We start from the raw sequence: 25,368 nt of genomic DNA, 5'->3' as shown, positions 1-25,368 counted from the left end.
GCAGGCTCATAAAGGACGGAATTCAAAGGACACGTATACATGGTCGACAAAGTAGAGATTGCCCGCCAGTTCATTGAGGCGATTCCGCATGCCAAAGCGCTTGGTCTGAAACTGACGACCATCAGCGATGGGGAGGCTGAAATTTCAATGCCGTATAATGCGGATCTGATCGGAGACCCCAGAACTGGCGTTATCCATGGCGGCGCTGTGTTTGCCGCCCTGGACACATGCTGTGGGGCGGCCGTTATGTCCCATCCGTCCGCTCCGGGCGGGACGGCCACAATTGACCTGAGAATTGACTATATGCGCGCAGCGACGCCGGGGCAGAGCATTACGGCGCGTGCGACCTGCTACCACATTACGCGCAATGTTGCTTTTGTTCGGGCAACCGCGATGGACGACGATCAAGAACGCCCGGTCGCAACAGCGGCAGGCGCCTTTACGGTGGAGGGATTGTAATGGTGCGTCCCCGACCCGAACCCATGCAGGTGGTCAAGCAACGTCGCGACGCGGCCCTGAAGGCGATTGTCGACGGAGTTCCTTACATCCGCTTTCTCAATATCACCTTCGACCGACGCGGCGATGAGCTGACTGGGGTGCTGAACTTTGACGACAAGCTGATCGGAAATCCATTGCTGCCCGCGCTGCATGGCGGGGTTACAGCCGCATTTCTTGAGGTGACGGCCGTCATCACGCTGAGTTGGGAACACTTCTTTCCCCGCATCGAAAGCGGTGAGATCGAGGCCGAAGATTTGTTCAAAGCCGATGCGGTGAGATTTCCAAAAACCGTTGATTTCACGGTTGACTACTTACGCTCTGGCTTGCCGCGGGATGCTTATGCGCGCGCCTTTGTCAGCCGGTCCGGCAGGCGCTATGCCTCGGTCCGGGTCGAGGCCTGGCAGGACAATCACGCACGACCCATCGCGCAGGCCACGGGGCATTTCCTGATGCCGCAGCCGAAAGCGGAAAGAGAGTAACCCGTGACGCAGCACGCCTCGGCACCCCTGACACATACGCGGGTGTTGAAAATCGCCGTTCCGATTGTGCTGTCGAATGCCACGGTTCCGATACTTGGCGCTGTGGATACCGGTGTAGTCGGTCAGATGGGGTTGGCTGCGCCCATCGGGGCCGTCGGTATGGGCGCGGTTATCCTGTCTGCGATCTATTGGATCTTTGGCTTTCTGCGCATGGGCACGACCGGTCTGGCGGCGCAGGCGCGCGGGGCAGGGGATACGGCGGAAACCGGTGCGCTATTGATGCGCGGGCTGCTGTTGGGCGGCGCGGCGGGGCTGTTCTTTATTCTCACGCAAGTCGGGCTGTTCTGGGGGGCGTTTGCCCTGTCACCCGCCAGCCCCGAGGTTGAGGCGTTGACGCAGGATTACCTGCAAATCCGCATTTGGGGTGCCCCGGCAACCATCGCGCTTTTTGCCGTTACGGGTTGGCTGATCGCGATAGAGCAGACAAGGGGCGTGTTTCTCCTGCAGGTCTGGATGAACGGGTTGAACATCTTGCTGGACTTGTGGTTCGTGCTTGGGTTGGGCTGGGGCGTCGAAGGTGTGGCCATTGCTACCCTGATCGCGGAATGGACCGGGCTGGCGCTGGGCCTGTATCTGTGCCGCGAAGCGTTCACAGGGAATCAATGGCGCGACTGGCCACGTATATTCGACGCAGCGCGATTGCGCCGGATGATGCAGGTTAATGCTGACATCATGATCCGATCTGTTCTGCTGACGGGCGCGTTCACGACATTTCTGTTCGTTGGGTCCGATCTGGGAGACGTTAACCTGGCTGCCAATCAGGTCTTGCTGCAGTTTCTTGAGATCACCGCATTTGCCTTGGACGGCTTCGCCTTTTCCGCCGAGGCTCTGGTCGGCAGTGCCGTGGGCGCGCGGAACCGGTCTCAGGTCCGGCGGGCGTCAATCATGGCGTCCCAATGGGGCGTAGGTGGGGCGTTCCTGCTGGGGGCTGTGTTCTATTTGGCTGGGCCTGCGCTGATCGATCTGATGTCAACTTCGGCCGAGGTGCGCGCGGCGGCGCGAGACTATCTTATCTGGGCCGCGCTGGCCCCGGCAATCGGGGTGGCAAGCTGGATGTTCGACGGCATCTATATCGGGGCCACCTGGACGCGTGCGATGCGCAACGCGATGGTTCAATCAGTTGCGATCTATGTGGCGGCCCTGTTCCTACTGGTGCCGGCCTTTGGTAACCACGGCTTGTGGGCCGCGCTGATGGTACTGAACATCGCGCGCGGCGTCACCATGGGCTGGCGCTATCCTAGGCTTGAGGCGCAAGTGGCCTGAATCAGCGTAAGTAGGTTTTCGGGTGGGCGTCCGATGGCAGCCTTGTCACCTGCGATTGCCAGAGGGCGCTCGATCAAGATGGGGTTCTCTGCCATTGCGGTGATCAATTCATTAGCAGGGGTTGCTTTGGTCAGACCCAGTTCTTTGAACTTTTTCTCACCCGTGCGCATCATGTCTATGGCGTTGACGCCGAGTTTGCCCAGCACCGTACGCAGCTCATCGGTCGAGGGTGCGTCTTCCAGGTATTTCCGAACCTCGATCTGCGCGCCATTCTCTTCCAGCAGAGCCAGCCCGGCGCGGGATTTCGAACAGCGCGGGTTGTGCCAATATGAAATCAAAGCCAATCCTTTCGTTTACTTCCAACTGCTTGCGCGACGTTGTTGAATCCATCTCGTTCCAGCAATTTATCGAGACCTTGCGCGATATCTGCGACCAGAGAAATACCGCCATACACCAACGCGGTATAAAGTTGCACGGCAGATGCCCCGGCGCAGATCTTGGCATACGCCTGTTCCGCGCTGCTGATACCACCCACGCCAATCAGCGGGATTTTGCCCTCGATCAGCTGGCTCAGCTGTGCCAGAACACGTGTCGATTTTTCGAATAAGGGCGCGCCGGACAGGCCGCCGGTTTGACCCTTATGCCCACTGCGCAGCCCATCGCGGGACAATGTAGTGTTGGTTGCAATCAACGCGTCAACGCCTGTTTCCTTCGCCACATCGGCGATGTCCTGCAATTCGGCCTCGGTCAGGTCAGGGGCAATTTTCAGGAAAATGGGTAAAGGCCGGGACAGACCGTTGCGAGTTTCGATCACGCCGCCCAGCAATGCGCCAAGCGCGGCCTTGCCCTGCAGGTCCCGCAGTTTCTCGGTGTTGGGGGATGAGACATTGACCGTGGCGAAATCCAGATGCTCGGCGCAATGGGCCAACACTTTGGCAAAATCGCCGGGGCGGTCGTCACTGTCCTTGTTCGCGCCCAGGTTCAGCCCGATGATCGCATTCTTGGGGCGGTCGGCCAGACGGCGCGCCATGACCTCCATGCCTTCGTTGTTGAAGCCAAAGCGGTTGATTGCGGCCTTATCCTCGGTCAGGCGGAACAAGCGAGGTTTGGGGTTGCCGGGCTGCGGGCGTGGTGTAACAGCGCCCACTTCGATAAAGCCAAAGCCTGTGCGTGAGAGGGGGGTCAAAACCTCTCCATTCTTGTCAAACCCCGCAGCCAGACCGACCGGATTGGGCAGGTCCAGTCCAGCTACGTGAGTTTTCAGCCGCGGCGATGTGACCGGCCCGGGCATCGGGGCAAGCCCGGCCTTCAACGCCTTGATCGACATGCCATGGGCGGCTTCAGGGTCCATCTTGTGCAGGACCGCCAGCCCCAGTTTCTCGGTCAGTTTCATCCGAAAGTCTCTCCACCTTTGGCCGGGGCGCAGCGGATCAGGCGCGAAGTTGCAACCGCAGCCTGCCTGTGAATAACCGCAGCCTGATAATCCGGGTCGGTCACCATTTCCAAAAACGCATGTGCAGTCGGATAGCGGGCGATAAATACCTCATCCCAATCTTCGTCCTGCGGGCCGATCAGAGTGGTCTGAAACGCGCCGCGCCACAGGATCGACGCCCCAAGGCGCGCGATAATCGGGGCGGTTTCCGCGCCGTAATTTCGATAAGCCTGCGCGCCGGTCAGCCCGGCATCCGCCAGTTCGTGGCCCGTCGGGTATTCGGCCATGTCGCGAAACTTGACCAGATTCAACATTTCGATCGGATGATCACGGTCCAGCGCCTTGAACGCTTCAAACTGGGTGCGGTCAGGGTCGACAAAAGACCTCATTCCATCCCCTCGGGGAATTGGTGGGCTTGCCCGTCAAAAGGCAGGGGGCGCGACCAGACGACATCTGTCATGCGGATCTGCCGGTAAAGATGCGGGAACAAGGCGTCACCGCGCGAGATCTCCCATTTCAGATCATCGTCCATGGCATCGGCATCGCAGGCCAACAAGGTCAAACCTTCGACACCGGCAAAGTGTTTGGCTGCGGTCTCAGCCGCCTGTTGGGCGGTCGAGAAATGGACATATCCGTCAGACACATCAATCGGTGCGCCATCCGAGGCACCCTGATCCTGCAGTGCGGCCCATTCCTCGGCCCTGAATATCTTGTAAATCAGCATGAGGTGGTGATGCCCCGCGCGACGGGCAGAATCAAGACGGATTTCCCCCTTTGACTCTTCTTGTTGGCGGGCGCACCATCACGCCAAACAAAAAACAAGGAGTATGAAGATGTTCACCCGCTTTTTGGCGTCTGCTGCAGTTCTGGGCCTAACCGCAGGTATGGCCGCAGCCGATTATAAATTGACGATTCTGCATACCAACGATTTCCACGCGCGTTTTGAGCCGATCAACAAATACGACAGCGCTTGCGATGAGGAAGACCAAGCAGAAGGTAAGTGTTTCGGCGGTTCGGCCCGGTTGGTTACTGCGGTGAATGACGCGCGCGCGCGGGCCGAAAACTCGATCCTGGTCGATGGTGGGGATCAGTTTCAGGGTTCGTTATTCTATACCTATTACAAGGGTAAGGTCGCAGCCGAGTTCATGAACAAGCTGGGGTATGACGCGATGACCGTGGGCAACCACGAATTCGACGATGGCCCCGAAGTGCTGCGCGGCTTCATCGACTCGGTGGAATTTCCGGTATTGATGTCGAACGCGGATATTGCCGACGAAGAGTTGCTGATCGACAAGATCAAGAAATCGACTGTCATCGAAGTGGGCGGGGAAAAGATCGGCCTGATTGGCCTGACACCGGAAGACACGCATGATCTTGCCTCTCCTGGTCCAAATATCAGCTTTTCTGATCCGGCCCCCGCAGTGCAGGCCGAAGTGGACAAGTTGACCGGCGAAGGCGTTGATAAAATCATCGTTCTCAGCCATTCCGGCTATGGTGTTGATCAACGCGTAGCGCAGGAAACCAGCGGGGTGGACGTAATTGTCGGCGGTCATTCGAACACTTACTTGTCGAACGTGTCCGACAAGGCAGCGGGTCCGTACCCGACCGTGGTCAACGGTGTTCAGATCGTGCAGGCCTATGCTTATGGCAAGTTTCTGGGTGAGTTGAACGTAACCTTCGACGATGAGGGCAATGTGCTTGAGGCGGTGGGCGAGCCGTTGATCATGGACAATACCGTGACCGAGGATCAGTCCGCGTTGGACCGTATCGCCGAACTGGCCGTGCCGCTGGATGAAATCCGCAACAAGGTGGTGGCGAATGCAGCAGACGCCATCGAGGGGGACCGTTCTGTCTGTCGTGTGCAGGAATGTGAGATGGGCAACCTGGTCGCCGACGCCATGCTGGCGCGTGTGGCCGATCAAGGCGTGCAGATTGCGATTGCCAACTCAGGCGGGCTGCGGGCCTCAATCGACCCGGGCGAAGTAACCATGGGCGAGGTGCTGACGGTGCTACCATTCCAGAATACCCTGTCTACCTTCGAGATCAGTGGTCAGGGGGTGATCGATGCGCTGGAGAACGGCGTAAGCCAGGTCGAAGATGTAAAGGGCCGCTTTCCGCAGGTTGCGGGTCTGACATTCATCTGGGATCCAATGGTTGCGCCGAACGAAGGGCGCGTGTCCGAGGTCATGGTTGCCGAGGGTGATGGTTTTGCGCCAATTGACCCGGCAGCGACATATCTGGTTGTGACCAACAATTATGTCCGCAACGGCGGCGACGGGTACAACATGTTCGAAGGCGACGACAAGAATGCCTATGACTTTGGTCCGGACCTGGCAGATGTCACGGCTGAGTACTTGGCTGAAAATGCGCCCTATCAGCCTTATCTGGACGGCCGTATCAAGCAGAAGTAACTCTGCGACATAGCAAAGAAAAAGGTCGCATCCCTGATGCGGCCTTTCGTGTTTCGGGCGCACTCAGCCCAAATCGTATTCGGGCCAGAGCGCGGGATCGAACCCGTCAAGCATGGGGCGTAGATGTTCGGACACGCTCTGCCATCCACCAATGGATTTGGTCGAGATCTTATTGCGGACCTGATCGATACTGGCCGTTCTGACCTGCTTGGTGTTTTTCTCGGGATGCATCATGGTTTCGTTCCATTCGATATCGCAGAACGCAGCAACCTGTTGGCTGTAGGTTTTCGGATCGGCCACTAATTTTTCATAAGGAACGGTCAGTATGCGGTCACCGAACACGGTATCCCAATGTGCCATATAGCGGCGGTACATATTCGCCGAATGAGCAATGGCTGTCAGGTTCGACGCATAACGCATCCCACCAGCCGGGAACCGCCGGATCCATTTCGACAACCCCACATCACGGGGGTCACGTAGCATGTTGATGATCTTTGCATTGGGGAAGGCGGCCAACAAGAAACCAACAAGCTGATAGTTGTGTGGCATCTTGTCAACGAACGCGACCGATCCGTCAGGAATCGGTGGCATCAGTTCGCGGAATTGCTGCGCAAATTCAGTGGCTTTTTCAGCGTCAAAACGCTGATTGCCCAATTGGAATTCATGCGACAGGTCAGACGCCAACGTCAACTCACCACACCCGGCGATATCGGGCGCCGAACTTAGCATCATCTCCATCAACGTGGTGCCCGAACGGGGCTGACCCAGAACGAAGATCGGAACCGGCCCATCGCTTGATCCGGCTGCGGGTAAATCGGTTCCAATGGGGAACAGACCGGTGATCTGGTTCAGCTTTTTCTCTTCCTCAGCGGCGTCGTACGGGTTGCTATCGTGTTGTACCTTGTTGGCTCGCACAAATTGAGGCATGGCGGCATTTAGATCGTCAATTACCGAGATCAGGTGTGCCTTGGCGAACTCCAACTCTTGATAGTCTTCGTCCTTGTTGGCGATTGCGGTCTCGACCGCCTCCATCAGTTTCGGGCCGTCATCCTTGGAGGTTACAAGGGACAACTGCAGCAAAGCGCTCATGTTTTCGGGATCTGTATCCAGAATACGCTGCAAGATTTCCTTTGACCCGTTTTTGTCACCGCTTTGGTGCAGGTTCACGGCCTTTGCGAAAGCAATCTTTATGTTTTCCGGTTCCAACTCAAAGGCGCGAGAAACATCGCGCGAGTGGTCCTCGACAAATCCAATTTTCGAATAGGCACGGGCCCGTTTGCCCAAAAGGTTCACATCGTCAGGCTCGGCTTGCAGCTTCTTGCTCGCATGTTCAATGACCAGGCGCCAGTTGCTGCCTTTCAGGTGAATCTCATCCAGGACGCGGTTCAGTTCTTTGTTGTTTGGGAACTGTTCCAGCTTTTGTTCAGTATATTCCAGCGCCCTGGGGATCTGTCCGGTCTGCATAAGCGCATTTGCCAGGTTTTCCACGAATTGAGGGTCGTCTGGCTTCATTCGTGACGCTTCGACGAAATGCGGAATAGATTTCTTGTATTGCTTCATTTCGGTCAGCACAAAGCCCGAGATGGCGTGGAAATCAGAATCCTTGGGGAATTTCTTAACGCCCAACTGTGCCTTTTTCAGCGCCTGTTGCAGCTTGCCTGCTTCCAAAGCAGCCACCGCCTTGCCTTTGAGGGTATTCGCTGTTTGATTTTGCATGTGACCCCGTGACACCCTGTGCCTGTATGAAACGATTATTGATGGTTCATTACCCATGTGCGGACGGTTTGCAATAACCCTTCCAAATGACGCAATGGCGCAGCTGTTTTCAGCACGGCCCGCAAACACGTTGCCTGCTGTGCCGAACTTCAATGTTTGCCCGACAAATCAAGTGCATGTGGTGCGCGTTGGCGAAGGTGGTCGCCAGTTGGATTCGCTGCGCTGGGGGTTCCTGCCGCATTGGTACAAGACTGAAACCGCCGGTCCTTTGCTGATCAATGCGCGTGCCGAAACTCTGGCCGAAAAGCCTGCATTTCGCGCCGCCTGCCGCGAACGACGCTGCCTGATCGTGGCAACAGGGTTCTATGAATGGACCAAAACTGAACAGGGAACACGTCTGCCATGGTACATCCACCGCAAAGATGGCGCACCGATTGCATTTGCCGGGGTCTGGCAGGATTGGGGCTTTGAGGGTACGCAGCAGGGCACTTGCGCCATCGTAACAACACCGGCAAATCGCAACCTCAGCGCCGTTCATCATCGGATGCCACTGATCCTTGAGCCTGACGATTGGCCTTTGTGGTTAGGGGAGGCGGGGAAAGGCGCGGCACGTTTGATGCAACCCGGGGCCGAGGGTGTCTTGGAGTTCTACCGCGTTGATCCAGCAGTAAATTCGAACCGGGCGAACGGGCCGGACCTGATTGAACCTGTCCCGGCGTGACTGGGCGCCTTTTCATTTCAAAGTTCGCAGGATAGACCGTTGGCATGGCTCTGAAATTTACTGATCTGCCCGGCCTTTATGCGCATGATTTTGACACTGTGATCGACGTGCGCAGCCCTGCTGAATTTGCCGAAGATCACCTACCCGGCGCCATCAACCTGCCGGTGCTTAACAATGAAGAACGCGCGCAGGTGGGTACGATCTATGTGCAGGAAAGTCCGTTTCTGGCCCGCAAGCTTGGCGCAGCGCTGGTGTTTCGGAACGCGGCAAATCACATCGAACACAGCCTGTCGCACCACGAGGGCGGCTGGAAACCATTGGTCTATTGCTGGCGTGGCGGACAGAGATCAGGGTCGTTCACTTGGATGTTGCAACAGATCGGTTGGCGGGCCGAAGTGGTCGATGGCGGATACCGAACCTATCGCCGATTGGTGAATCGCTACCTCTATGACAATCCATTGCCGCACCGGTTGGTGGCCCTCGATGGATATACGGGCACAGCCAAGACTGACCTGCTGCTGCATTTGAAGGCGCGCGGCGTTCAGGTTCTGGACCTCGAAGACCTAGCCAACCACCGGGGATCTTTGCTAGGTGAAATGCCGGGCGGGCAGCCCAGCCAGAAAGCCTTCGAGTCCGCTCTATCCGCCGCATTGTGCGGCTTGGACCCAGCGCGCCTGGTGGTTGTCGAGGCTGAATCCTCCAAGATCGGGTCGCTGATCCTGCCGCCAAGCTTGTGGACTGCGTTGCGGACGGCACCGCGGATTCAGGTGTCCGCTTCCCTTGAGGCGCGTACCGCGTATCTGGTCAAGGCTTACGACGATATCCTCTCGGATGCCGAGCGCTTGCGCGATCGCCTGTCTCCGCTACGGTTCCATCGAGGACACGATGTGGTGGATGGATGGCTAGCGCTGATCGATGCGGGGGAAAAACGGGCGCTGACGCGGGCGTTGATGGAACAGCATTATGACCCGGCCTATGCCAAATCATCCAAAACACGCGCCGTCAAGATTATCGCGCAAATCGACGTGGCTGCGCTGGACGATGCGGGCCTGAACGCCGCAGCCGCTCGGGTTGAAGAAATTCTGGGTCAGCTCTGAAGCCGCAAACCCAGAGTGTCAGTCAGATGCCCGATGATGACCGCCGGATAGCACGCGTGCCTTAGCTGTTCGCACAATTCGTGCGCCTGATCGGATGCGACGGCGGCCAGTAATCCCCCAGCAGTTTGCGGGTCAAACAGCAGGTCGACCTTGTCCGAGGATGGAATGCCCGGAACGATTGCGCGGTTGTCCTCGAAGATTGTCGACCGGACACCTTGAGCGGCCAATTCGAGCGCGCCAGTCATCAGAGGGATCGTGTCCAGATCCAAAACTACACCACAATCCGAGGCTTCGCACATGCCCATCAGATGCCCGGCCAGTCCAAATCCGGTTACATCCGTCATCGCATGTGCCCCGGCCAGAATGCGCGATGCTGCGCCTTGCGGCTGAACCATTTGCCGCAAGGCATCGGCCACCCAACTGCCATCAGCTTGCCCCGCCATTTCTGCGGCCATCAACACCCCGCTGCCCAGTGGTTTTGTCAGGATTAATGCATCCCCAGGACGTGCCCCGGACAAAGTGACCGGGTCTTTGTCGCACAGTCCGGTCAGAGTGAAGCCGATGGTCATCTCATCCCCGAGCGAGCTGTGACCGCCCACGATTTCTGCCCCGGCGTCGCGGATGACCTCGGTGGCCGTCGTCATGATCTCGGACAAGGTGCGGTGCTGCAATTGCGGGGACATACGCGGCAGGATGATCGTTGCCGTCGCCGCCTGTGGGTTGGCCCCCATGGCCCAGATATCCCCCAGTGCGTGAACAGCGGCGATGCGCGCCATCAGCACTGGGTCATCCGTGAAGCCGCGCAGGTGGTCCGAGGTCATCACTTGCCGCGCTCCGCCGGTTGTCAGCAGGGCAGCGTCGTCCCCGGGCAAGGGGGTGATGTCGTCCCGGTTCGGCTTTGGCAGGCCACTCAGAACTGTTTGCAACGCGCCGCGTCCAACCTTGGCCCCACAGCCGCCGCACATGGGTTTTTCCCCCAGGGCTTCTTGCATGCCCGCTGCATGGTGGCGCGGTAGGGCGGGGCGTGCCATCTGGGGCAGGTTGCGGAATTTATTCATGAAGCTCTGGTCGATATGGTTCTTCCATCGCCACATCACTGGCCCGCTGAACGAGGTTCTAAGACGTTCGGCCAGTGCCGATTTACCACCCAAAGAGATCAGTTTTAGGTAGTCTTTCTGCGGCTGATATCGCCACATCTTCCCGGCCCCCAGAGCGACCCGCAGATTGTTGAACAGGACCGGAGCCTCTCGGACCGCATAGACACCGGCCTTGGGACGAGGGTTATCGGCAAGATGGGCGCAATCTCCGGCGGCAAAGATCGCCGGATCGCTGGATTGCAGATGGGCGTCCACGCGGATGTAGCCGTCATGCAGATCAAGGCCCGTCTGGGTGATCCAGTCATAGGGGCGGGCACCGGCAGCCCCGGTTATAAATTCGGCGGGAATCTTGCGGCCATCCTCTAGCAGAACATGATCCTGTTCGATGCGTGAAATCGCGGCATGCTCGATCAGTTCAATCCCCAGATCGGCCATCGCCTTACGAATGGTCGCGCCCGCCTTGGTCCCCGTCGCCGCTAGGGCCCGGGCATTGTCGATCAGTGTCACCTGCGCTGTGCGTGTTTTGGCGCGAAGGGCATGAGCCATGGCCATAACCAGTTCTACCCCCGCGACCCCACCGCCGATCACGGCGACTGAGGCGGGGCCGCTGCCGTCCAGATACTCCGCCCACCTGGAGGCAAACGGACCCAGCGGCTTGGCGGGAACTGCATGGTCAGCAAATCCGGGTAGGGCTGGCATGTCCGAGGTGATCCCCACATTGACCGACGCCACATCGAAGGCCACGGGTGGTCGGCCAGGCACATGTATCTGACGCCGGTCGATGTCGATACCATCAACCGGGCTCAGGATCACGCGCGCACCGGCAAATCGGGCAAGGCGCACCAAATCAATGTCCAGCTCCCAACGCTGGTAATGTCCGGCGACGAAGCCTGGTAGCATACCGGAATAGGGGGCATTGGCACCGGGGTTGATCACCGTCACCCGCGCACCGGGCAAAGGGTTCATGCCCCATTTCCGCAGTACAAGCGCGTGGGTATGCCCGCCGCCTATCAGAACCAGATCACGGGTCAGGGGCAGCGGAGGGTGATGCATGGAATTCAGGTCTTTGTGTGGTCTGGAACGTCTTCGACCTGCTCAACCGCGTGAGTGGCCCAAAGCTCATCCTCACCTGCGTCAGGCAGATTATCGGGCTTTTCATGGCGATGAATATGCCATTTGGCAATGAACAGGGCCGTGATCGGCGCAGTCAGGAACAGGAAAAGGGTGATCAGCAGCTCGTGCAGGGAAATATGCTGCTCGATCACTGCCGAATGAAAGATCGACGCCAGCAGCACACCACCCACACCTAACGTCGTCGCTTTGGTTGGGGCATGAAGACGCGACATCGGGTCCTTCAACTTTATCATCCCATACGAGCCGACAAAACCGAATATGCCGGATACGATCAGAAAGAAGGCGACTAGAAACTCGATTATGAACATTGGGGCGCCCTCACTCGATGATATTGCCGCGCAGCATAAAGCGCGCATAGGCTACGGTTGAGACAAAACCCAGCATGGCGATGATCATGGCGGCCTCGAAAAAGATCTCGGTCCCCAGAGCCAGCCCGTAAAGAATCATTAGCGCAATTGTGTTAATGACCATCGTGTCCAGCGCCAGAACACGTGTGCCCACACCCTCGGCCGAGATGATACGATACAGGCACAGCATGATGGCCGCCCCGAAACAGGCGAAGGCAAACCAGATCGCAATCTCGATCATTCGAAAATCTCCTTCAGACGGCGCTCATAGCGCTGTTTGATCTGGTCGCGCACCTCATCCACGTTGGGCGCATCCAGGCAGTGAACCAGCAGGTTGTGGCCTTGTGCCGACAGATCGCAACTGACTGTTCCTGGGGTCATGGTGATGGTTCCGGCCAATACAGTGATCGCTTCGGGGGTGCGCAGTTCAAGTGGGATACAGACCCAGTTGGGCTGTCGGTCGGCATCGCGTTTGAACAGGATGATACGGGCCACGGTGATATTGGCCATCACGATATCCCACAGCACCACCAGCATATACTCGATGATCATCGGCCAGTTGCGTAGTTTGGGTCTGTCGGGCCAGTAGGGCTGAGTAATGAAGGGAATGATAATCCCAAGCAGCAATCCGAACACCAGAGAGTTCAGCGAAGGCGAATTCGCCAGAAGCATCCACACCAGCGTTAGCAGGATCGTCAGATGCGGGTGGGGGAAAATTCGATGCAGAAGTCTCATTATTCCTCTCCCCCCAGAACGGCTGAGATGTAGTTTTCGGGTGTGAACAACTGTTCGGCTGTTTTGCCAGCGTAAGTCAGGGCAGGGCCCGCGAACAAGGTCAGCATCACAAGCCCCATGACCATGCCAAAAATGGCGGTGAAGGCCAGTCCGGGGTTTGGTTCGGGTGCGGGCAGGGCTGGTGCTTCCTCGTCATCTTCCACCTCGGGCGCCGGGTTGTGTTGTGCGTCATGGCTTTTCCAGAAGATCAGCGTGCCTGCGCGCGCCAACCCGACGATCGTGACGAACGACCCGATCAGGATCACGGCCCAGATTGCGTTTGCATCCGGTGCGTCGCGCGCCGTATCCAGCACTAGGAGCTTGCCGATGAAACCCGACAGTGGGGGCATTCCCGCCATCGCGATTGCCCCAACAAAGAACAGGGCCGAGACCAGCCCGCTTTGCGCCATCGGGGCCGTTGGCGCGATGGCCCCGCCCCGGCGTTCCATCACTAGGTCAGCCACCAAGAACATGAGCGCCGTGGCAAGGGTCGAATGAAAGATGTAGTACAGCGCGGCAGTTGTGGCCGTTTCGGTAAACAGTGAAATTGCGATCAACAATGTGCCCATTGATGCGATGGCACAAAAGGCCGTCATCCGTGCGATGTGCTGCGAGCCCAGAATACCAATGGCACCCACGGCCAGCGTCAGAAGCGCGGCAGGTTGCAGCCAGTCGCCCAGCAATCCTTGCGTTACAGCCACATCGGGCCCAAAGACCAGCGTATCGACGCGCAGGATTGAATAGGCACCCACCTTGGTCATGATCGCAAACAGTGCGGCGACGGGCAAAGGTGCATTGGCGTAACTGGCAGGCAACCAGAAATGCAGTGGCAAGACGGCCGCCTTGATACAAAAGACCAACAGCAACAAAACCGCTCCAACCCGCAATAGGGCGGTATCCTCGGGCGGAATTTCGGCGACTCGAACAGCCAGATCGGCCATGTTAAGCGTTCCGGTCACGGCATAAAGCGTGCCGAGCGCAAACAGGAACAAGGTCGAGCCCAACAGGTTATAGGCCACATATTGCACCCCGGCCTTCAGCCGGACCGACCCGCCCCCATGCGTCATCAAGCCGTAGGAAGCGATCAGCAACACCTCGAAGAAAACGAACAGGTTGAAGGCATCGCCCGTCAGGAAGGCACCACAGACGCCCATGAGCTGAAAGTGGAACAGCGCGTGAAAGTGTTTGCCCCTGTCGTCCCACCCGGACGCAATAGCGTATAGCACAATGGGCAAGGCGAGCAGGGCGGTCAGCAAGACCATCATCGCAGACAGGCGGTCTAGCACCAGCACGATGCCGAAGGGCGCAGGCCAATCGCCCAGCTCATAGACCAGAATATCGCCACCTGCGGCCTGCGCGGTGATGGTCAGGGCAATCCCTAGCAACGCCACTACACCGGCGACCGAGAAGATGCGCTGCAGGTCCAGGTGATATCGCAGGACCATGATGATGAACGGGGCCAGGATCGCGGGCAGGACGATCGGCGCTACGATCCAGTGGTTCATGCGTCTTCTCCCGCGCCGTCGACGCTGTCTTGTGCGGTCATGTCGATATGGTCATCTTTCGACGACAAGTAAGCAGAAAGCGCGATCATAACGATCACCGCAGTCATCCCGAAAGAAATCACGATGGCCGTCAGCACCAGCGCTTGTGGCAACGGGTCGGTATAAGGAACCTCTTCGTATTTGTTCAGAACCGCAGGCGCATTCAGCGCCAGACGCCCGGTGGCGAACAGGAACACGTTCACCGCGTAGGTGATCAGCGACAGCCCCAGAATGACAGGGAATGTGCGGCGGCGCAGGATCAGGAAAATCCCGGCGGCGGTCATGATGCCTACGGCTGAGGCTACGAGCGCTTCCATCAGGCCTGCTCCTTCTTATCTTCGTCTTTCGAGTCGTCCCGTAGCGGGTTGATATCCATCGGGAACTCTTGCGCCATGCCCGGCTGCCACGCGAACCGCGACAGGCTGTCCAGCGCCAGCATCACCGCACCCAGCACGGCCAGAAACACGCCGGTGTCAAACAGGATGGCGGTGGCCCATTCGAACTCTTCCAGGGGTGGCCAATGGAGATAGCCGAAGTCACTGGTCAGGAACGGGCGTTCGTTGAACCATGCTCCAATCCCGGTGGCGGCAGCGATCAGAACACCCCAGCCGATGGTGCCGTGATAGTAGAACCGTTGCCGTTCGATGGCCCATGTGTAGCCACTCGCCATGTATTGCATCAGGAAGGCAATCGCGACGATCAGACCGGCGATGAACCCGCCCCCCGGCTGGTTGTGACCGCGGAAAAAGATGTAGGCACCAACCATCAGGGCAATTGGCATCATCACGCGGGTGGCCACAACCATCATCAGCGGATGTGAATCCCCCGATTGCGGCCAGTGCGGCTTACGATTCAACAGATAGCTGCGGACATTGGTGCCCAGAACGGCCTCGGTCAGGGCAAAGATGATCAGGGCGGCGATGCCAAGAACGATGATCTCGCCAAAGGTATCAAAGCCCCGGAAGTCCACCAGGATCACGTTGACCACATTGGTGCCGCCGCCACCTTTGTAGGAATTGGCCAGGTGGAACTCGGAAATCGTCGGAAATGCGAAGTCCCGCAGCATCAGCGCATAGATCAGCCCGCCCGCGCCAAGGCCAGCCACCACTGAGATCGCCGCGTCCCGCCAACGCCGCGCTGCGCTACTGTCCCACGGGGTATCCGTGGGCAGGAAATTTAGCGACAGCAGCAACAGGATCATCGTCACCACCTCGACCGATATCTGTGTCAACGCCAGATCCGGGGCCGAGAGGTAGTTGAACGCCATCGAGACGATCAGACCGACGACGCCGATCAGCACCAGCGAGAGCAGGCGGTTGCGGTGGAACCACATGATCGCCAGTGTTGCACCCACCAGACAAATCCAGCCGATGAATGGGATGATCTGGATAGGCAGAGGATCGCGTGTTTCGGGTCCGATCGTACCGGTTGTATAGGCGTAGTAGCCAAGCCCGACGGTGAACGCGACAAGGATGATGGCATAGCGGCTAATCACTCCGTTATGCAGCGTGTCGGTGATCCAGCGGCTGAGCGTGGTAAACGCGCCGATGACAGCCTCGAAGATGACCTTCGCTTCGGGGCGGGGCAGGGCGTTCCACAGCTGTTCGCCACGACGGTGTAGCGCCAGCAGGAACAGACCGCCTAATGTGGCTACGGCCGACATGTAAAGCGCGGGCGTAAAGCCATGCCAGAGCTTCAGTGAGTAGTAGGGCAGCTTCTCTCCACCGATTACGGCGCTGGATACTACCGCGACCAGAGGCCCAACGAGCGCGGCCGAATACAGCCCGATCAGCACAACCAGCACCACCAGGAAGGCTGGAGCCAGCCACATACCGACAGGCGGATCATGCGGGTGGTGCGGATAATCGTTGCGCTGCGGGCCAAGGAAGACATGCCCGACAAAGCGGAAGGAATAGGCAGCCGAGAACAGTGCCGCCAGCAACGCCAGACCCGGTACCAGATAGTGCGAGTGCAGCCAGGTGGTGTGGACTGTCTCCTCAAGCATCATTTCTTTGGACAGGAAGCCATTCAGCGGAGGCAGACCGGCCATGGACAGCGCGGCAATCGTTCCGATGGTAAATGTGATCGGCATCAACTGACGCAACCCGCCCAGACGTTTGATGTCTCGGGTTCCGGTTTCGTGGTCCACGATCCCGGCGGTCATGAACAGAGCACATTTGAAGGTGGCGTGATTGATAATGTGGAATATCGCCGCCACAACTGCAATCTTGGTGCCAAAGCCCAGCAGCATCGTCACCAAACCCAGATGCGACACGGTCGAAAACGCCAACAGTGCCTTAAGATCGTCTTTGAACAAGGCAATGCAGGCCCCGATCAACATGGTCACCAGACCTGTGGTCGCCACGATATAGAACCACGCATCCGTCCCCGCCAGAACCGGCCACATCCGGGCCATCAGGAACAGTCCGGCCTTCACCATTGTGGCTGAGTGCAGATAGGCAGAAACCGGCGTCGGTGCCGCCATCGCATGTGGCAGCCAGAAATGGAACGGAAACTGCGCCGACTTGGTAAAACAGCCCAACAGGATCAGGACCAGCGCGGGCATGTAATACGGTGAGGCTTGGATCAGCTCTTTGTTTTGCAGGATGACGCTTAGGTCATATGAGCCCACGATATTGCCCAGAATCAGCATCCCCGCGATCATCGCCAGTCCGCCGCCACCGGTGACGGCAAGCGCCATCCGTGCGCCCTGACGTCCCTCGGGCAGATGTTTCCAATACCCGATCAGCAAGAATGAGCTTAGCGAAGTAAGCTCCCAGAAAATAAGCAAAAGAAGGATATTGTCTGAGAGAACGATCCCGACCATCGCGCCCTGAAACAGCAGCAGATAGGTATAGAACTGCCCCATCGGATCTTCGCGTGACAGGTAAAACCGCGCATACAGGATGATCAGCAATCCGATCCCCAGGATCAGCAGGGCAAACAGAAACCCAAGACCGTCCAGCATGAAATTCGCGTTCAGCCCCAGCGCCGGTATCCAGTCGAACCGCGCCGTGACAACCTCTCCGCGCATGACCGACGGAATGTGAATCAACAGCCCCATAAGCGCCAGAAAGGTGGTCAGCCCGGCGGCTGATGCTGCTGCGTTTCGTCCTGCCCGGATCAGAAGGGCTGGGAATACAGCTCCGAGGAAGGGAAGGGCCGCGATGAGGAATAGGGACAAGTGCGATACTCCGATCTGGGCGGTCAAATGTAGTACTGGTTTTTAAGGATAATTTTCTAACTGTCCAGCTATTGCAAGTTTTACCCGCAGTCCTATCGCCATCGATTGGGGTGCGAAACAATGACGCGATCTTGATCTGCCGGTTGAAATTCAACGCGGATTCGAAATTCGGGCTGTGATAAGCACATCCCATCGGATCAGGAGAGAGCTGCGTGGCAGACAAAGCAAACCGAACACGCCGATGGGTTCTGTTGGGCGGTGGCGCCGTCATCGTTGCTGGCTTTGCTGTTCGGGAATATCGTTTGATCCCGCAAGATTACGCGGGTGACAGGCTGAGTGTTCAGGACGCGTATCAGCAAGCGGTGTCTGGGGATGTGTTGTTGGTCGACATTCGCACGCCGCGGGAATGGCAGACTACGGGCGTTGGCCAGGGAGCGCATCCGTTGGATATGCGCCGCGATGATTTCGAACAGGCGCTGGCACAGCTGACCGGCGGTGATCGGAACGCGCCTGTTGCATTGATTTGCGCGCGTGGGGTCAGGTCGGCTCGGCTGAGCAACAGATTGACCGAGGCAGGGTTCACAAACATCATTGACGTCCCAGAGGGTATGCTGGGGTCCGCCGCAGGGCCGGGATGGGTACGGGCCGGTTTGCCGGTTGAACACAATACAGGAGAGACAGGATGATCCGGGCATTTTCCTTGGCAGCGGGTTTGACATTCGCCGGGCAGGCGGGGTTGGCGGCTTGTGCCGATCAGGAAGGCATGTGTGAGACGGCTTCGGGTGGGTACCACATCGAATTGCCCGTAGCGGATAACCCACCGTTGGTTGTCTTTCTGCATGGCTATGGGGGTTCGGCAACCGGTACTTTGAAAAACCGCAGCATGGTCGAGCCTTTGCTGGCGCGCGGTTATGCGGTCATGGCCCCCGAAGGGTCAGAACGAAATGGCCGCCAAAGCTGGAACTTCTTTCCAGGTTGGGAGGGGCGGGATGAAGCCGCCTTTCTGACCGAAGCGGTACAGGATGCCTCGGACCGTTTCGGTGTGGACGCGGATCGGGTGGTTCTGGGCGGTTTCTCGGCCGGGGCGTTCATGGTGTATTACCTGGCCTGCGCGGCACCCGATACGTTTTCGGCCTATGTACCGGTGTCTGGCGGTTTCTGGCGACCGCATCCCGAAAGCTGCGAAGGTCCGGTACGGATGTTCCACACCCACGGCTGGACCGACAATGTGGTGCCGTTAGAAGGACGCATTCTGGGCGGTGGCCGGTTCCATCAAGGCGATATCTTTGCCGGGCTGGAAATCTGGCGGGTTGCCAATGAATGCGTCGATACCAAGCCCAGCGGTTTTTCAACCACCGGTCAGTTCATGCGACGCAGATGGAGCGGGTGTGCCGAAGGCGGCATGCTGGAATTCGCGCTGTTTCCCGGTGGCCACTCAGTGCCCAAGGGTTGGGCGGACATGATGGTGGACTGGTACGAAGGCCTGCCGGGCGGCTAATCACTCGGCAGGGGTCATGACCGTCTTACCCTCGATCAGGCGCTTCAGTTCGTTCCGATGACGCCGGGCGGATCGCGTGATGGCGGGTTCGTGAAAATCCTCTTTCATCCCGACCATGCGCCGCGCGGTACCAGCCGACACACCGCTGAGTGCGGACAGGGGGATCGCCAGCGCAAGGCTGACGGCAATCGGGGCTAGCCAGATCGACACCAGACCGGACAGGATACCCACACTCAATGCGATGCCGCTAATGGTTTCCAGCATGTGGCACAGGACCAGCGTTTGCAGGCTATAGCTGCCACCATCCCGCGCCTGCGGGGACCAACCTTTTTGCAGACCAAGCGCCGTGCGGAATACTGCGATCATCTGTTGCACCATCAGGATCGGAGCGTAAAGGATCGACAGGATGACCTCGGCCAGAAACGACGTCAGGAATTTGGAACCGCCGCCGAAATCCGCATAGCGCACTCCGCTGAGGGGCAGCGCCAGAACGCCCAGCACCTTGGGGGCCAGCAACATCGCATACATCACCAGAATGATCAGCACATGGCGGGTTTCCGACATCTCGGGCCATTGCGGGAACAGCGGGTTGTCGGGGCTGAAATAATGCAGGACCGAGGCATCCTCGCCCTGACCGATCAGCGCCCACATCACCAGCAAGGCGAACCACAGCGGCGACATTAGATAGCCCACCGCCCCGTGGAACATGTGGAACCGCGACACTGCCCGGAACCCGGCAGACCCCAGCAGCTTCAGGTGCTGCAGGTTGCCCTGGCACCAGCGACGGTCGCGTAGCGCATGGTCGATCAGTGTGGGCGGTGTTTCCTCGTACGAGCCGCGGATGCGCGGCAGGAACCGCACGCCCCAACCGGCGCGACGCATCAGACCGGCCTCGACGAAATCGTGGCTCATGATCAGTTTTTCCTGACCATTCAGGCTGAGCAGTTTCGGTAGACCAGCGCAATTGGCGAAGGCCTTGGTGCGGATAATCGCGTTGTGACCCCAATAGTTGCCCTCTTGTCCACACCAGCGCGCCAGACCTTCGGCGAATGCAATGCCATACACGCCGTTGGCAAACTGCTGCATCCGGGCAAAGACCGATTGCGCGCCGATCAGTTGCGGATAACTTTGGATCAGGCCCGCGCCAAAATCGCGCGCCAGTGAATCCGTCAGGCGCAGGATGGCACGGCCCGTCATCAGACTGTCGGCATCCAGCACCAACATCGCATCCCAATCCGCGCCCCAACGGCTGACCCAGTCGGCGATGTTACCGACCTTGCGGTCCGTGTTTTCTTCGCGGCGGCGGTAATACAGTTCCAGACCCGGGGCCAGCGTCGTTCGCAGCGCCTCGATACTGGCCTGTTCCTGTGCTGCGATCTCGGGGTCGCGGGTGTCTGACAGGATGAACATGGCATAGTAGTGTTGACCACCACGAGCGCGCAAATCCTCGAGCATCGTGCGGGCATTGCCCAGCACGTTCCAAGGCACCTCGTTATAAACCGGCATCAACAGCGCCACGCGCAAGGGCTGTGGACGGCCCTCGCGTTTGGGCTGTTCCTGCCGCGACAGGGAAACCATACCTAGCAGCACGGTGCAGACGGTGAAGGAAATCCAGAAGAAGTTGAACGAGATCAGCGACAGCAGGATGGCTTCGATCAGGTTGATCCCTTCGGCCCCAAACCAGTCGCTCATTACCCACAGCAGGCCTAAAGTCGCGGCCATCGCAGGCGAAAACGCCAAGGCGCGCCAAAACCCGACCGAGGGGCGCTGACCCTCGGGCACTTGCGCGTCACGGAAGCCCGCGCTGAAATCTTGCGCGGGCATGGCCAGCGGTGCCTCGGGCGGCATGATATGCAAATCTTCGGTCATACGGTCCAACGGTAGAGCCAGACCTCAGAGGCAGGCTGTTTGTCTTTCAGCAACTGCGCGCGCAGTTCCACGTGGTTCCTGTCACCCGGCTGGAAGGAAAAGGCCAGTCGCAGCCCGCCGGTATCGGGGTTGCTTTGCAGCACGCCCTCGGACGTTTCGGCGTGGGGTGAGTTGACGAAGATCGTCATCGCCTCGGGGTCTTCGAACAGCTCAGAGGGTTCAAAGTCGATGACGGCTAGGCGCCCTTCGCCAAAGGTGTTTTCACCCATGGCGGTGTTGATCACGCGCGGCATCGGCGTACGCTGCGGCTCGTCCCCCCAGATCAGACGGTAGGACAGGTCGACCTGGCTGCCCGCTGCGTATGGCTCCATCGGACGCCAATAGGCGACGATGTTGTCATAGATCTCCTGATCTGCCGGAATCTCAACCAGCGTTACAGTACCTTTGCCCCAGTCGCCCTTCGGTTCGACCCAAAGGCCGGGGCGTTTGTGGTAATTCGCCTCAAGATCCGCGTAGTCCGAGAACTCGCGTTTCCGCTGCATCAGGCCGAACCCGCGCGGGTTCATGTCAACGAAGGACGAAATCTGCAGACGCGTCGGGTTTGCCAACGGTCGCCACAAAACTTCTCCGGCACCGTTGCGGATCAGCAGACCGTCGCTGTCGTGGACGGCGGGGCGGAAATCGTCGAACCGGCTGTGATTGGTCTGGTCGAACAAGAACATCGAAGTGCCCGGCGCGATTCCGACATGTGTTAGCTCTTCGCGCGGGAACAGGGTGGCCTCGATATCCATGACGCAGTCTGCGCCTGCGGTGACGTTGAACCGATAGGCACCTGTCACGCTGGGGCTGTCCATCAGCGCGTGAACCACCATGTCACGCTGGCCAGGTTTTGGGCGCTCCAGCCAGAAGCGGATGAATTCGGGGAATTCCTCACCATCCGGATCGCCGGTTTTCAGTGCCAGACCACGGGCGGAGAGGCCGTAAACCTCGTGCAGGCCGATGGCGCGGAAATAGCTGGCACCCTGCCAGACGCAGAACTCGTCGGTTTTGCCGGGGCGATGCATCTCGGTGCGTAGGCGCAAACCGGAAAAGCCCAGCGTGTCGTCGATCGGAAGTTCAGGCACATCCTCGGATTTGTCGAACATGCTCAGATCAAACGCGACCGGCGTTGCGAAACCATCCTCGACCGTCGACACCTTGACGGTGCGCGGGAAGTATAAGCCGGGTGTGAAGAAATCGACGTTAAAGGGCGTCTCGGTTTCAAACCATAGCGCCCGGTCCAGGCGGAACCGGATCGAGCGGTATTGCTGATAGGTCAGGTCCTGCCATTCCTGGGGCACCATTTCGCGTTCCGCATAGGGGCGGCTGGCAAGATCCCGGGCCATCGCGATGACGTCATTGCGGTCAAAGGGGGTTTCCCCGCCGGTGGCAAATGTGGCAGGCGCAAAGGCAAGCGCCGAAGTCGAGGCCAGAAATGCACGACGTGTAAAATTCATTTCTTTGACTTCCAAGGTTGTGATTTGAACCAAGCGGCCATGTATGCCACCCCGATGATCATCGCAAAGCCAATCATGTTAGCGATGAACACACTGGCAACATCCCGCCCACTCAGATCCAGTCCGACGCCGATAAGCCGTGCTGCTGCCATGGAAAAAACGAATACCGCCAGCGATTGCTGCCCGACTTTGGTGATCACGGTCAGCAGGAATTGCCAAATTTTGGCCGCCGCGCCATGACCGGTGGCGATCAAGCGATGGCCGTGTTCTCCCGCAACGACCCAGCCCAGATAGGCCAGCGACAGGAAGTGCAGATACCGGAACAGGCCAAAATCGGTCTTGTCGCGGAACTCTTTCGTAACGGGCCAAACTTTTCGGATTTCGTCGGCCAGATCGGGGGCTGCTGCGTTGATCCAGGTGAACACTTTCCATGAGCCAAACGGCATCGAGAAGATCAGGAACAGCGCCGCTGCCCAGATCAGCGTTTTCGAAACCGGGGGGGCGGGAATCCAGCCGCGCATGAATGCAAAGCCGGTAAAGAACAGCAATTGCCAACCGAAGGGGTTGAAAAACCACTGTCGATCCGACCACGGCTCGGCCGGCAAGTCCAGAACGTCGGTCTGCGCCACGAGCCACAGCGTGACTGAGGCCAAGGCAACCGCCCAGAACCCAATCCGCGACAGGCCCATGACCAGCGGCATCATCGCCAGAACCACCAGATACATCGGCAGGATATCGAAGTAATTAGGCACGTAGGTCAGGGTGAACAGCCCTACGATCTGCGGTGCAGGATCATTAAAGAAATGCTGCAGATTCAGCGAAGAGATATAGTTTTTCTCGAACAATCCGCTTTCATTCAGCGCGGCCATGGACATGGCGACAAAGAAGAACAGTGCGATATGTGCCCAGTAGACCTGCCAGATGCGGAACGCCACGCGGGCGGTGCCCAACCACCAGCCCTTGCGCAGGAATGCCCCGCCAAAAGCGATGGCCGAGGCCATGCCGGAACAGAACACGAAAATTTCGGTCGCGTCGGAAAAGCCGAACCGCGCGGGAATCCATTTGGCCCAGGGGTCATTGGGGATATGTGCGATCAGGATGATGAACATCGCGATGCCACGGTAAAAATCCAGGCGCGGATCACGCACACGGGCAGGGGCGGCCGCCGAGGCGGCCACAGGCGCAAAATCAGAAGCGGGCGATGCAGTCGCCATACGTGTTCTGTCCTTCTTGGTCTTTGTTTTTGTTATTCAGCCGGGACGCTTTGTGCGTCTCCGTTGTCGCGGGCCGCGTCGATCAATGCGCGGCGCGCAAGTGCGTAATTGTCCTCGCCTCCGGCCCGTTTGGCGCGGCGATCGTCCAAGATGCGCTCGACAGCATCCAGACGACCCGCGCGCAGGCCCGAATCAATGGTGATGCGCTCGAATACATCACGTTGGGCGTGGCTGCCACCTACCAGTTGCATGCCATTGCGCGCGCTCGACAAAAAGTCGAATGCGGCGGCGTACTGCCCCTCACCAAAAGCCTCAAGCCCTTTGGAGGCTGCAATACCCGGGTCGGACATGCGGACCGGAGTATCGCCTTGATTGCGTTGCGCGTCTTTCTGGATGCGCTGCAACATTTTGCTGGTCGCTTCGTTGCGGTTATCACCAGTCAAAGCCAGCAGATAGTGAAGGTCGGCGAAGACCACGCAGCCATCCTCGGTCCGGGCCGCGCTGAGATCGGCCAGCTCTTCCCAGCGATTGCCTACGTCGACGCCTTCCAGCTCTAGGCGCGACAGCAGTGAGGTCGCGTTCGAGATATCGCGGTAATCGTCCGTTTTGTCCTGGCGAACGTGGGTATCGTACAGCTCCATCACCTGGTCGACCTGACCCAGGTCCAGATGCATCAGTGCCTTGTGCCACCAGACGTGATAGCGGAAGTTGTTGCAATGGGTCCAAGCGTCCTCGCGTCCGGCCAACCAGTCCAGACCCAATTGCGCATTGCCCTGCATCTCGTGCACGTGGGCCACCGCATGCAGACCCCAGGCATCATCCGAAACCATCCAAAGGGCTTGGCGTCCGGCAATCTCGGCCTTTTGGTATTCGCCCGTTTCCTCCAACGCGAAAGCGTGACAGCCCAGAAGATAGCCACGTCCTGGGTGATCCGGTTCATAAGCGGCCAAGACCCGCTCGATTGACCGGCGCATACCGGTCGGGTCACCTAGAACGAACCGGGTTGCGTGGCTGAGTTTCATCGCCAGAGTATCCTGCGGATGGGAGCGCAGAATCTGCTCAAATTTTTGAATCGCCTGCGAGGGCAGATCTTCCAGATACAGGCCAAGCGCCTCGACATACATGCGCTCACGTTCAGAGATCGGTTGCCGTTCCATCGCGGCTTTGGCCTCTGACAGGGCCTCGACCGCGACCGCCGTCATCTCACGCCGGCCCAGCAGAACCATGAACAGCCCCTTGATGGCGTGACCCAGGGCAAAGTCGGGCTCAAGCTCCAGCACCTTGCCCAGATGTTGCGGAGTAATGGCCGCATGCGCCATGAACCCAAGCAGAACACCGTTCCACGCCTCGACGCTTGCCGAATGGCTGAGGGTGTTCATCTGTCCGAAAACATCCTGTTTCATGCGATTGGTCCGATCCAATTTTAATTTTCTACACTATTCGATGTAGCAGAGACTCTGACGGCGTCGTATCAGTATCGCCTCTGCTCTCGAATTGGTGAAAAGCCGTGTGTGTAAAACGTGAAAAAAACCGC

At 58.6% G+C, this 25,368-nt stretch carries 24 protein-coding genes; 8 read left to right on the top strand and 16 right to left on the bottom strand.

Annotated features, from left to right (window positions below; translation table 11 throughout):
- Positions 1 to 39: 39 nt before the first annotated feature.
- The 3 genes from ACR0B0_RS07890 to ACR0B0_RS07880 are packed head-to-tail and all read left to right on the top strand — an operon-like array spanning position 40 to position 2,300.
- Positions 40 to 459 (top strand): PaaI family thioesterase, encoded by a 420-nt coding sequence (locus ACR0B0_RS07890; RefSeq protein ID WP_170349295.1) that lies wholly within the window; start codon positions 40 to 42, stop codon positions 457 to 459.
- Entirely contained in the window at positions 459 to 977 is a 519-nt protein-coding gene (locus tag ACR0B0_RS07885; protein ID WP_170349293.1) for a PaaI family thioesterase, read from the top strand. The genes ACR0B0_RS07890 and ACR0B0_RS07885 overlap by 1 nt, the downstream gene beginning before the upstream one ends.
- A gap of 3 nt (positions 978 to 980) precedes the next feature.
- Positions 981 to 2,300, top strand: coding sequence for an MATE family efflux transporter (locus tag ACR0B0_RS07880; protein ID WP_170349291.1), 1,320 nt, complete (start codon positions 981 to 983; stop codon positions 2,298 to 2,300).
- Here the strand turns inward: ACR0B0_RS07880 and arsC are convergent.
- The 4 genes from arsC to ACR0B0_RS07860 are packed head-to-tail and all read right to left on the bottom strand — an operon-like array spanning position 2,270 to position 4,456.
- Positions 2,270 to 2,638: an arsenate reductase (glutaredoxin) gene (arsC, locus tag ACR0B0_RS07875; protein WP_170349289.1), complete on the bottom strand. Its 369-nt coding sequence runs from the start codon at positions 2,636 to 2,638 to the stop codon at positions 2,270 to 2,272. The two genes, ACR0B0_RS07880 and arsC, sit on opposite strands and share 31 nt — an antisense overlap.
- Positions 2,635 to 3,693 carry a quinone-dependent dihydroorotate dehydrogenase gene (locus ACR0B0_RS07870; RefSeq protein WP_480647180.1) on the bottom strand — a complete coding sequence of 353 codons (1,059 nt, stop codon included), beginning with the start codon at positions 3,691 to 3,693 and terminating at the stop codon, positions 2,635 to 2,637. The genes arsC and ACR0B0_RS07870 overlap by 4 nt, the downstream gene beginning before the upstream one ends.
- Positions 3,690 to 4,121 (bottom strand): DUF1330 domain-containing protein, encoded by a 432-nt coding sequence (locus tag ACR0B0_RS07865; protein WP_170349285.1) that lies wholly within the window; start codon positions 4,119 to 4,121, stop codon positions 3,690 to 3,692. Before ACR0B0_RS07865 ends, ACR0B0_RS07870 begins: the two co-directional genes overlap by 4 nt.
- Positions 4,118 to 4,456 (bottom strand): DUF952 domain-containing protein, encoded by a 339-nt coding sequence (locus ACR0B0_RS07860; RefSeq protein WP_170349283.1) that lies wholly within the window; start codon positions 4,454 to 4,456, stop codon positions 4,118 to 4,120. Before ACR0B0_RS07860 ends, ACR0B0_RS07865 begins: the two co-directional genes overlap by 4 nt.
- 109 nt (positions 4,457 to 4,565) lie before the next feature.
- Here ACR0B0_RS07860 and ACR0B0_RS07855 point away from each other — a divergent pair, with 109 nt between their 5' ends.
- On the top strand, positions 4,566 to 6,143 hold the full coding sequence (locus tag ACR0B0_RS07855; protein WP_170349281.1) for a bifunctional metallophosphatase/5'-nucleotidase: 1,578 nt from the start codon (positions 4,566 to 4,568) through the stop codon (positions 6,141 to 6,143).
- A gap of 63 nt (positions 6,144 to 6,206) precedes the next feature.
- Here the strand turns inward: ACR0B0_RS07855 and ACR0B0_RS07850 are convergent, their stop codons facing one another.
- Positions 6,207 to 7,859, bottom strand: coding sequence for a tetratricopeptide repeat-containing sulfotransferase family protein (locus tag ACR0B0_RS07850; protein WP_170410505.1), 1,653 nt, complete (start codon positions 7,857 to 7,859; stop codon positions 6,207 to 6,209).
- A 55-nt stretch (positions 7,860 to 7,914) separates the two neighbouring features.
- Here ACR0B0_RS07850 and ACR0B0_RS07845 point away from each other — a divergent pair, with 55 nt between their 5' ends.
- On the top strand, positions 7,915 to 8,580 hold the full coding sequence (locus ACR0B0_RS07845) for an SOS response-associated peptidase (protein ID WP_480647178.1): 666 nt from the start codon (positions 7,915 to 7,917) through the stop codon (positions 8,578 to 8,580).
- Between the two features lie 44 nt (positions 8,581 to 8,624).
- On the top strand, positions 8,625 to 9,677 hold the full coding sequence (gene mnmH / locus ACR0B0_RS07840; RefSeq protein WP_480647176.1) for a tRNA 2-selenouridine(34) synthase MnmH: 1,053 nt from the start codon (positions 8,625 to 8,627) through the stop codon (positions 9,675 to 9,677).
- Here mnmH and selD read toward each other — a convergent pair.
- The 7 genes from selD to ACR0B0_RS07805 are packed head-to-tail and all read right to left on the bottom strand — an operon-like array spanning position 9,668 to position 17,757.
- The gene (selD, locus tag ACR0B0_RS07835) at positions 9,668 to 11,827 is read right to left on the bottom strand and encodes a selenide, water dikinase SelD (RefSeq protein WP_480647174.1); all 2,160 of its coding nucleotides are present in this window, start codon (positions 11,825 to 11,827) and stop codon (positions 9,668 to 9,670) included. The genes mnmH and selD overlap by 10 nt on opposite strands.
- Positions 11,828 to 11,832: 5 nt before the next feature.
- Positions 11,833 to 12,216 (bottom strand): Na+/H+ antiporter subunit G, encoded by a 384-nt coding sequence (locus ACR0B0_RS07830; protein ID WP_170549683.1) that lies wholly within the window; start codon positions 12,214 to 12,216, stop codon positions 11,833 to 11,835.
- 10 nt (positions 12,217 to 12,226) lie between these two features.
- Positions 12,227 to 12,496, bottom strand: a complete 270-nt coding sequence (locus tag ACR0B0_RS07825) for a K+/H+ antiporter subunit F (protein ID WP_058282485.1) — start codon at positions 12,494 to 12,496, stop codon at positions 12,227 to 12,229.
- Entirely contained in the window at positions 12,493 to 12,990 is a 498-nt protein-coding gene (locus ACR0B0_RS07820) for a Na+/H+ antiporter subunit E (RefSeq protein ID WP_170349274.1), read from the bottom strand. The genes ACR0B0_RS07825 and ACR0B0_RS07820 overlap by 4 nt, the downstream gene beginning before the upstream one ends.
- The gene (locus ACR0B0_RS07815) at positions 12,990 to 14,534 is read right to left on the bottom strand and encodes a monovalent cation/H+ antiporter subunit D (protein ID WP_170549680.1); all 1,545 of its coding nucleotides are present in this window, start codon (positions 14,532 to 14,534) and stop codon (positions 12,990 to 12,992) included. Before ACR0B0_RS07815 ends, ACR0B0_RS07820 begins: the two co-directional genes overlap by 1 nt.
- A complete protein-coding gene (locus ACR0B0_RS07810; protein WP_170517312.1) occupies positions 14,531 to 14,890 on the bottom strand; it encodes a Na+/H+ antiporter subunit C in 360 nt (119 codons plus the stop codon). The genes ACR0B0_RS07815 and ACR0B0_RS07810 overlap by 4 nt, the downstream gene beginning before the upstream one ends.
- Positions 14,890 to 17,757, bottom strand: coding sequence for a monovalent cation/H+ antiporter subunit A (locus tag ACR0B0_RS07805; protein WP_480647171.1), 2,868 nt, complete (start codon positions 17,755 to 17,757; stop codon positions 14,890 to 14,892). Before ACR0B0_RS07805 ends, ACR0B0_RS07810 begins: the two co-directional genes overlap by 1 nt.
- 212 nt (positions 17,758 to 17,969) lie before the next feature.
- On the opposite strand from ACR0B0_RS07805, the gene ACR0B0_RS07800 reads away from it, so the two are divergent.
- Together ACR0B0_RS07800 and ACR0B0_RS07795 are read left to right on the top strand one after the other, a co-directional pair.
- A complete protein-coding gene (locus ACR0B0_RS07800) occupies positions 17,970 to 18,443 on the top strand; it encodes a rhodanese-like domain-containing protein (protein ID WP_170359236.1) in 474 nt (157 codons plus the stop codon).
- Positions 18,440 to 19,255 (top strand): CE1 family esterase, encoded by an 816-nt coding sequence (locus ACR0B0_RS07795; protein ID WP_170349269.1) that lies wholly within the window; start codon positions 18,440 to 18,442, stop codon positions 19,253 to 19,255. The genes ACR0B0_RS07800 and ACR0B0_RS07795 overlap by 4 nt, the downstream gene beginning before the upstream one ends.
- Here the strand turns inward: ACR0B0_RS07795 and mdoH are convergent, their stop codons facing one another.
- From mdoH to ACR0B0_RS07775, 4 genes are read right to left on the bottom strand one after another with little or no spacing between them, the layout of a single operon-like run.
- Positions 19,256 to 21,124 (bottom strand): glucans biosynthesis glucosyltransferase MdoH, encoded by a 1,869-nt coding sequence (mdoH, locus tag ACR0B0_RS07790; RefSeq protein WP_480647169.1) that lies wholly within the window; start codon positions 21,122 to 21,124, stop codon positions 19,256 to 19,258.
- Positions 21,121 to 22,620, bottom strand: coding sequence for an OpgD/OpgG family glucan biosynthesis protein (locus ACR0B0_RS07785; protein ID WP_226688252.1), 1,500 nt, complete (start codon positions 22,618 to 22,620; stop codon positions 21,121 to 21,123). Before ACR0B0_RS07785 ends, mdoH begins: the two co-directional genes overlap by 4 nt.
- On the bottom strand, positions 22,617 to 23,834 hold the full coding sequence (locus ACR0B0_RS07780) for an OpgC family protein (RefSeq protein ID WP_170376005.1): 1,218 nt from the start codon (positions 23,832 to 23,834) through the stop codon (positions 22,617 to 22,619). The genes ACR0B0_RS07785 and ACR0B0_RS07780 overlap by 4 nt, the downstream gene beginning before the upstream one ends.
- 32 nt (positions 23,835 to 23,866) lie before the next feature.
- Complete coding sequence (locus tag ACR0B0_RS07775; protein WP_170349265.1) at positions 23,867 to 25,237, bottom strand: tetratricopeptide repeat protein; 1,371 nt, start codon at positions 25,235 to 25,237, stop codon at positions 23,867 to 23,869.
- Between the last annotated feature and the right edge of the window lie 131 nt (positions 25,238 to 25,368).

The sequence above is a fragment of the Ruegeria sp. BA12 genome (assembly GCF_056539625.1).
The sequence above is the reverse complement of the archived record's forward strand: the minus strand, read 5'-3'. Positions and strand labels throughout refer to the sequence as shown.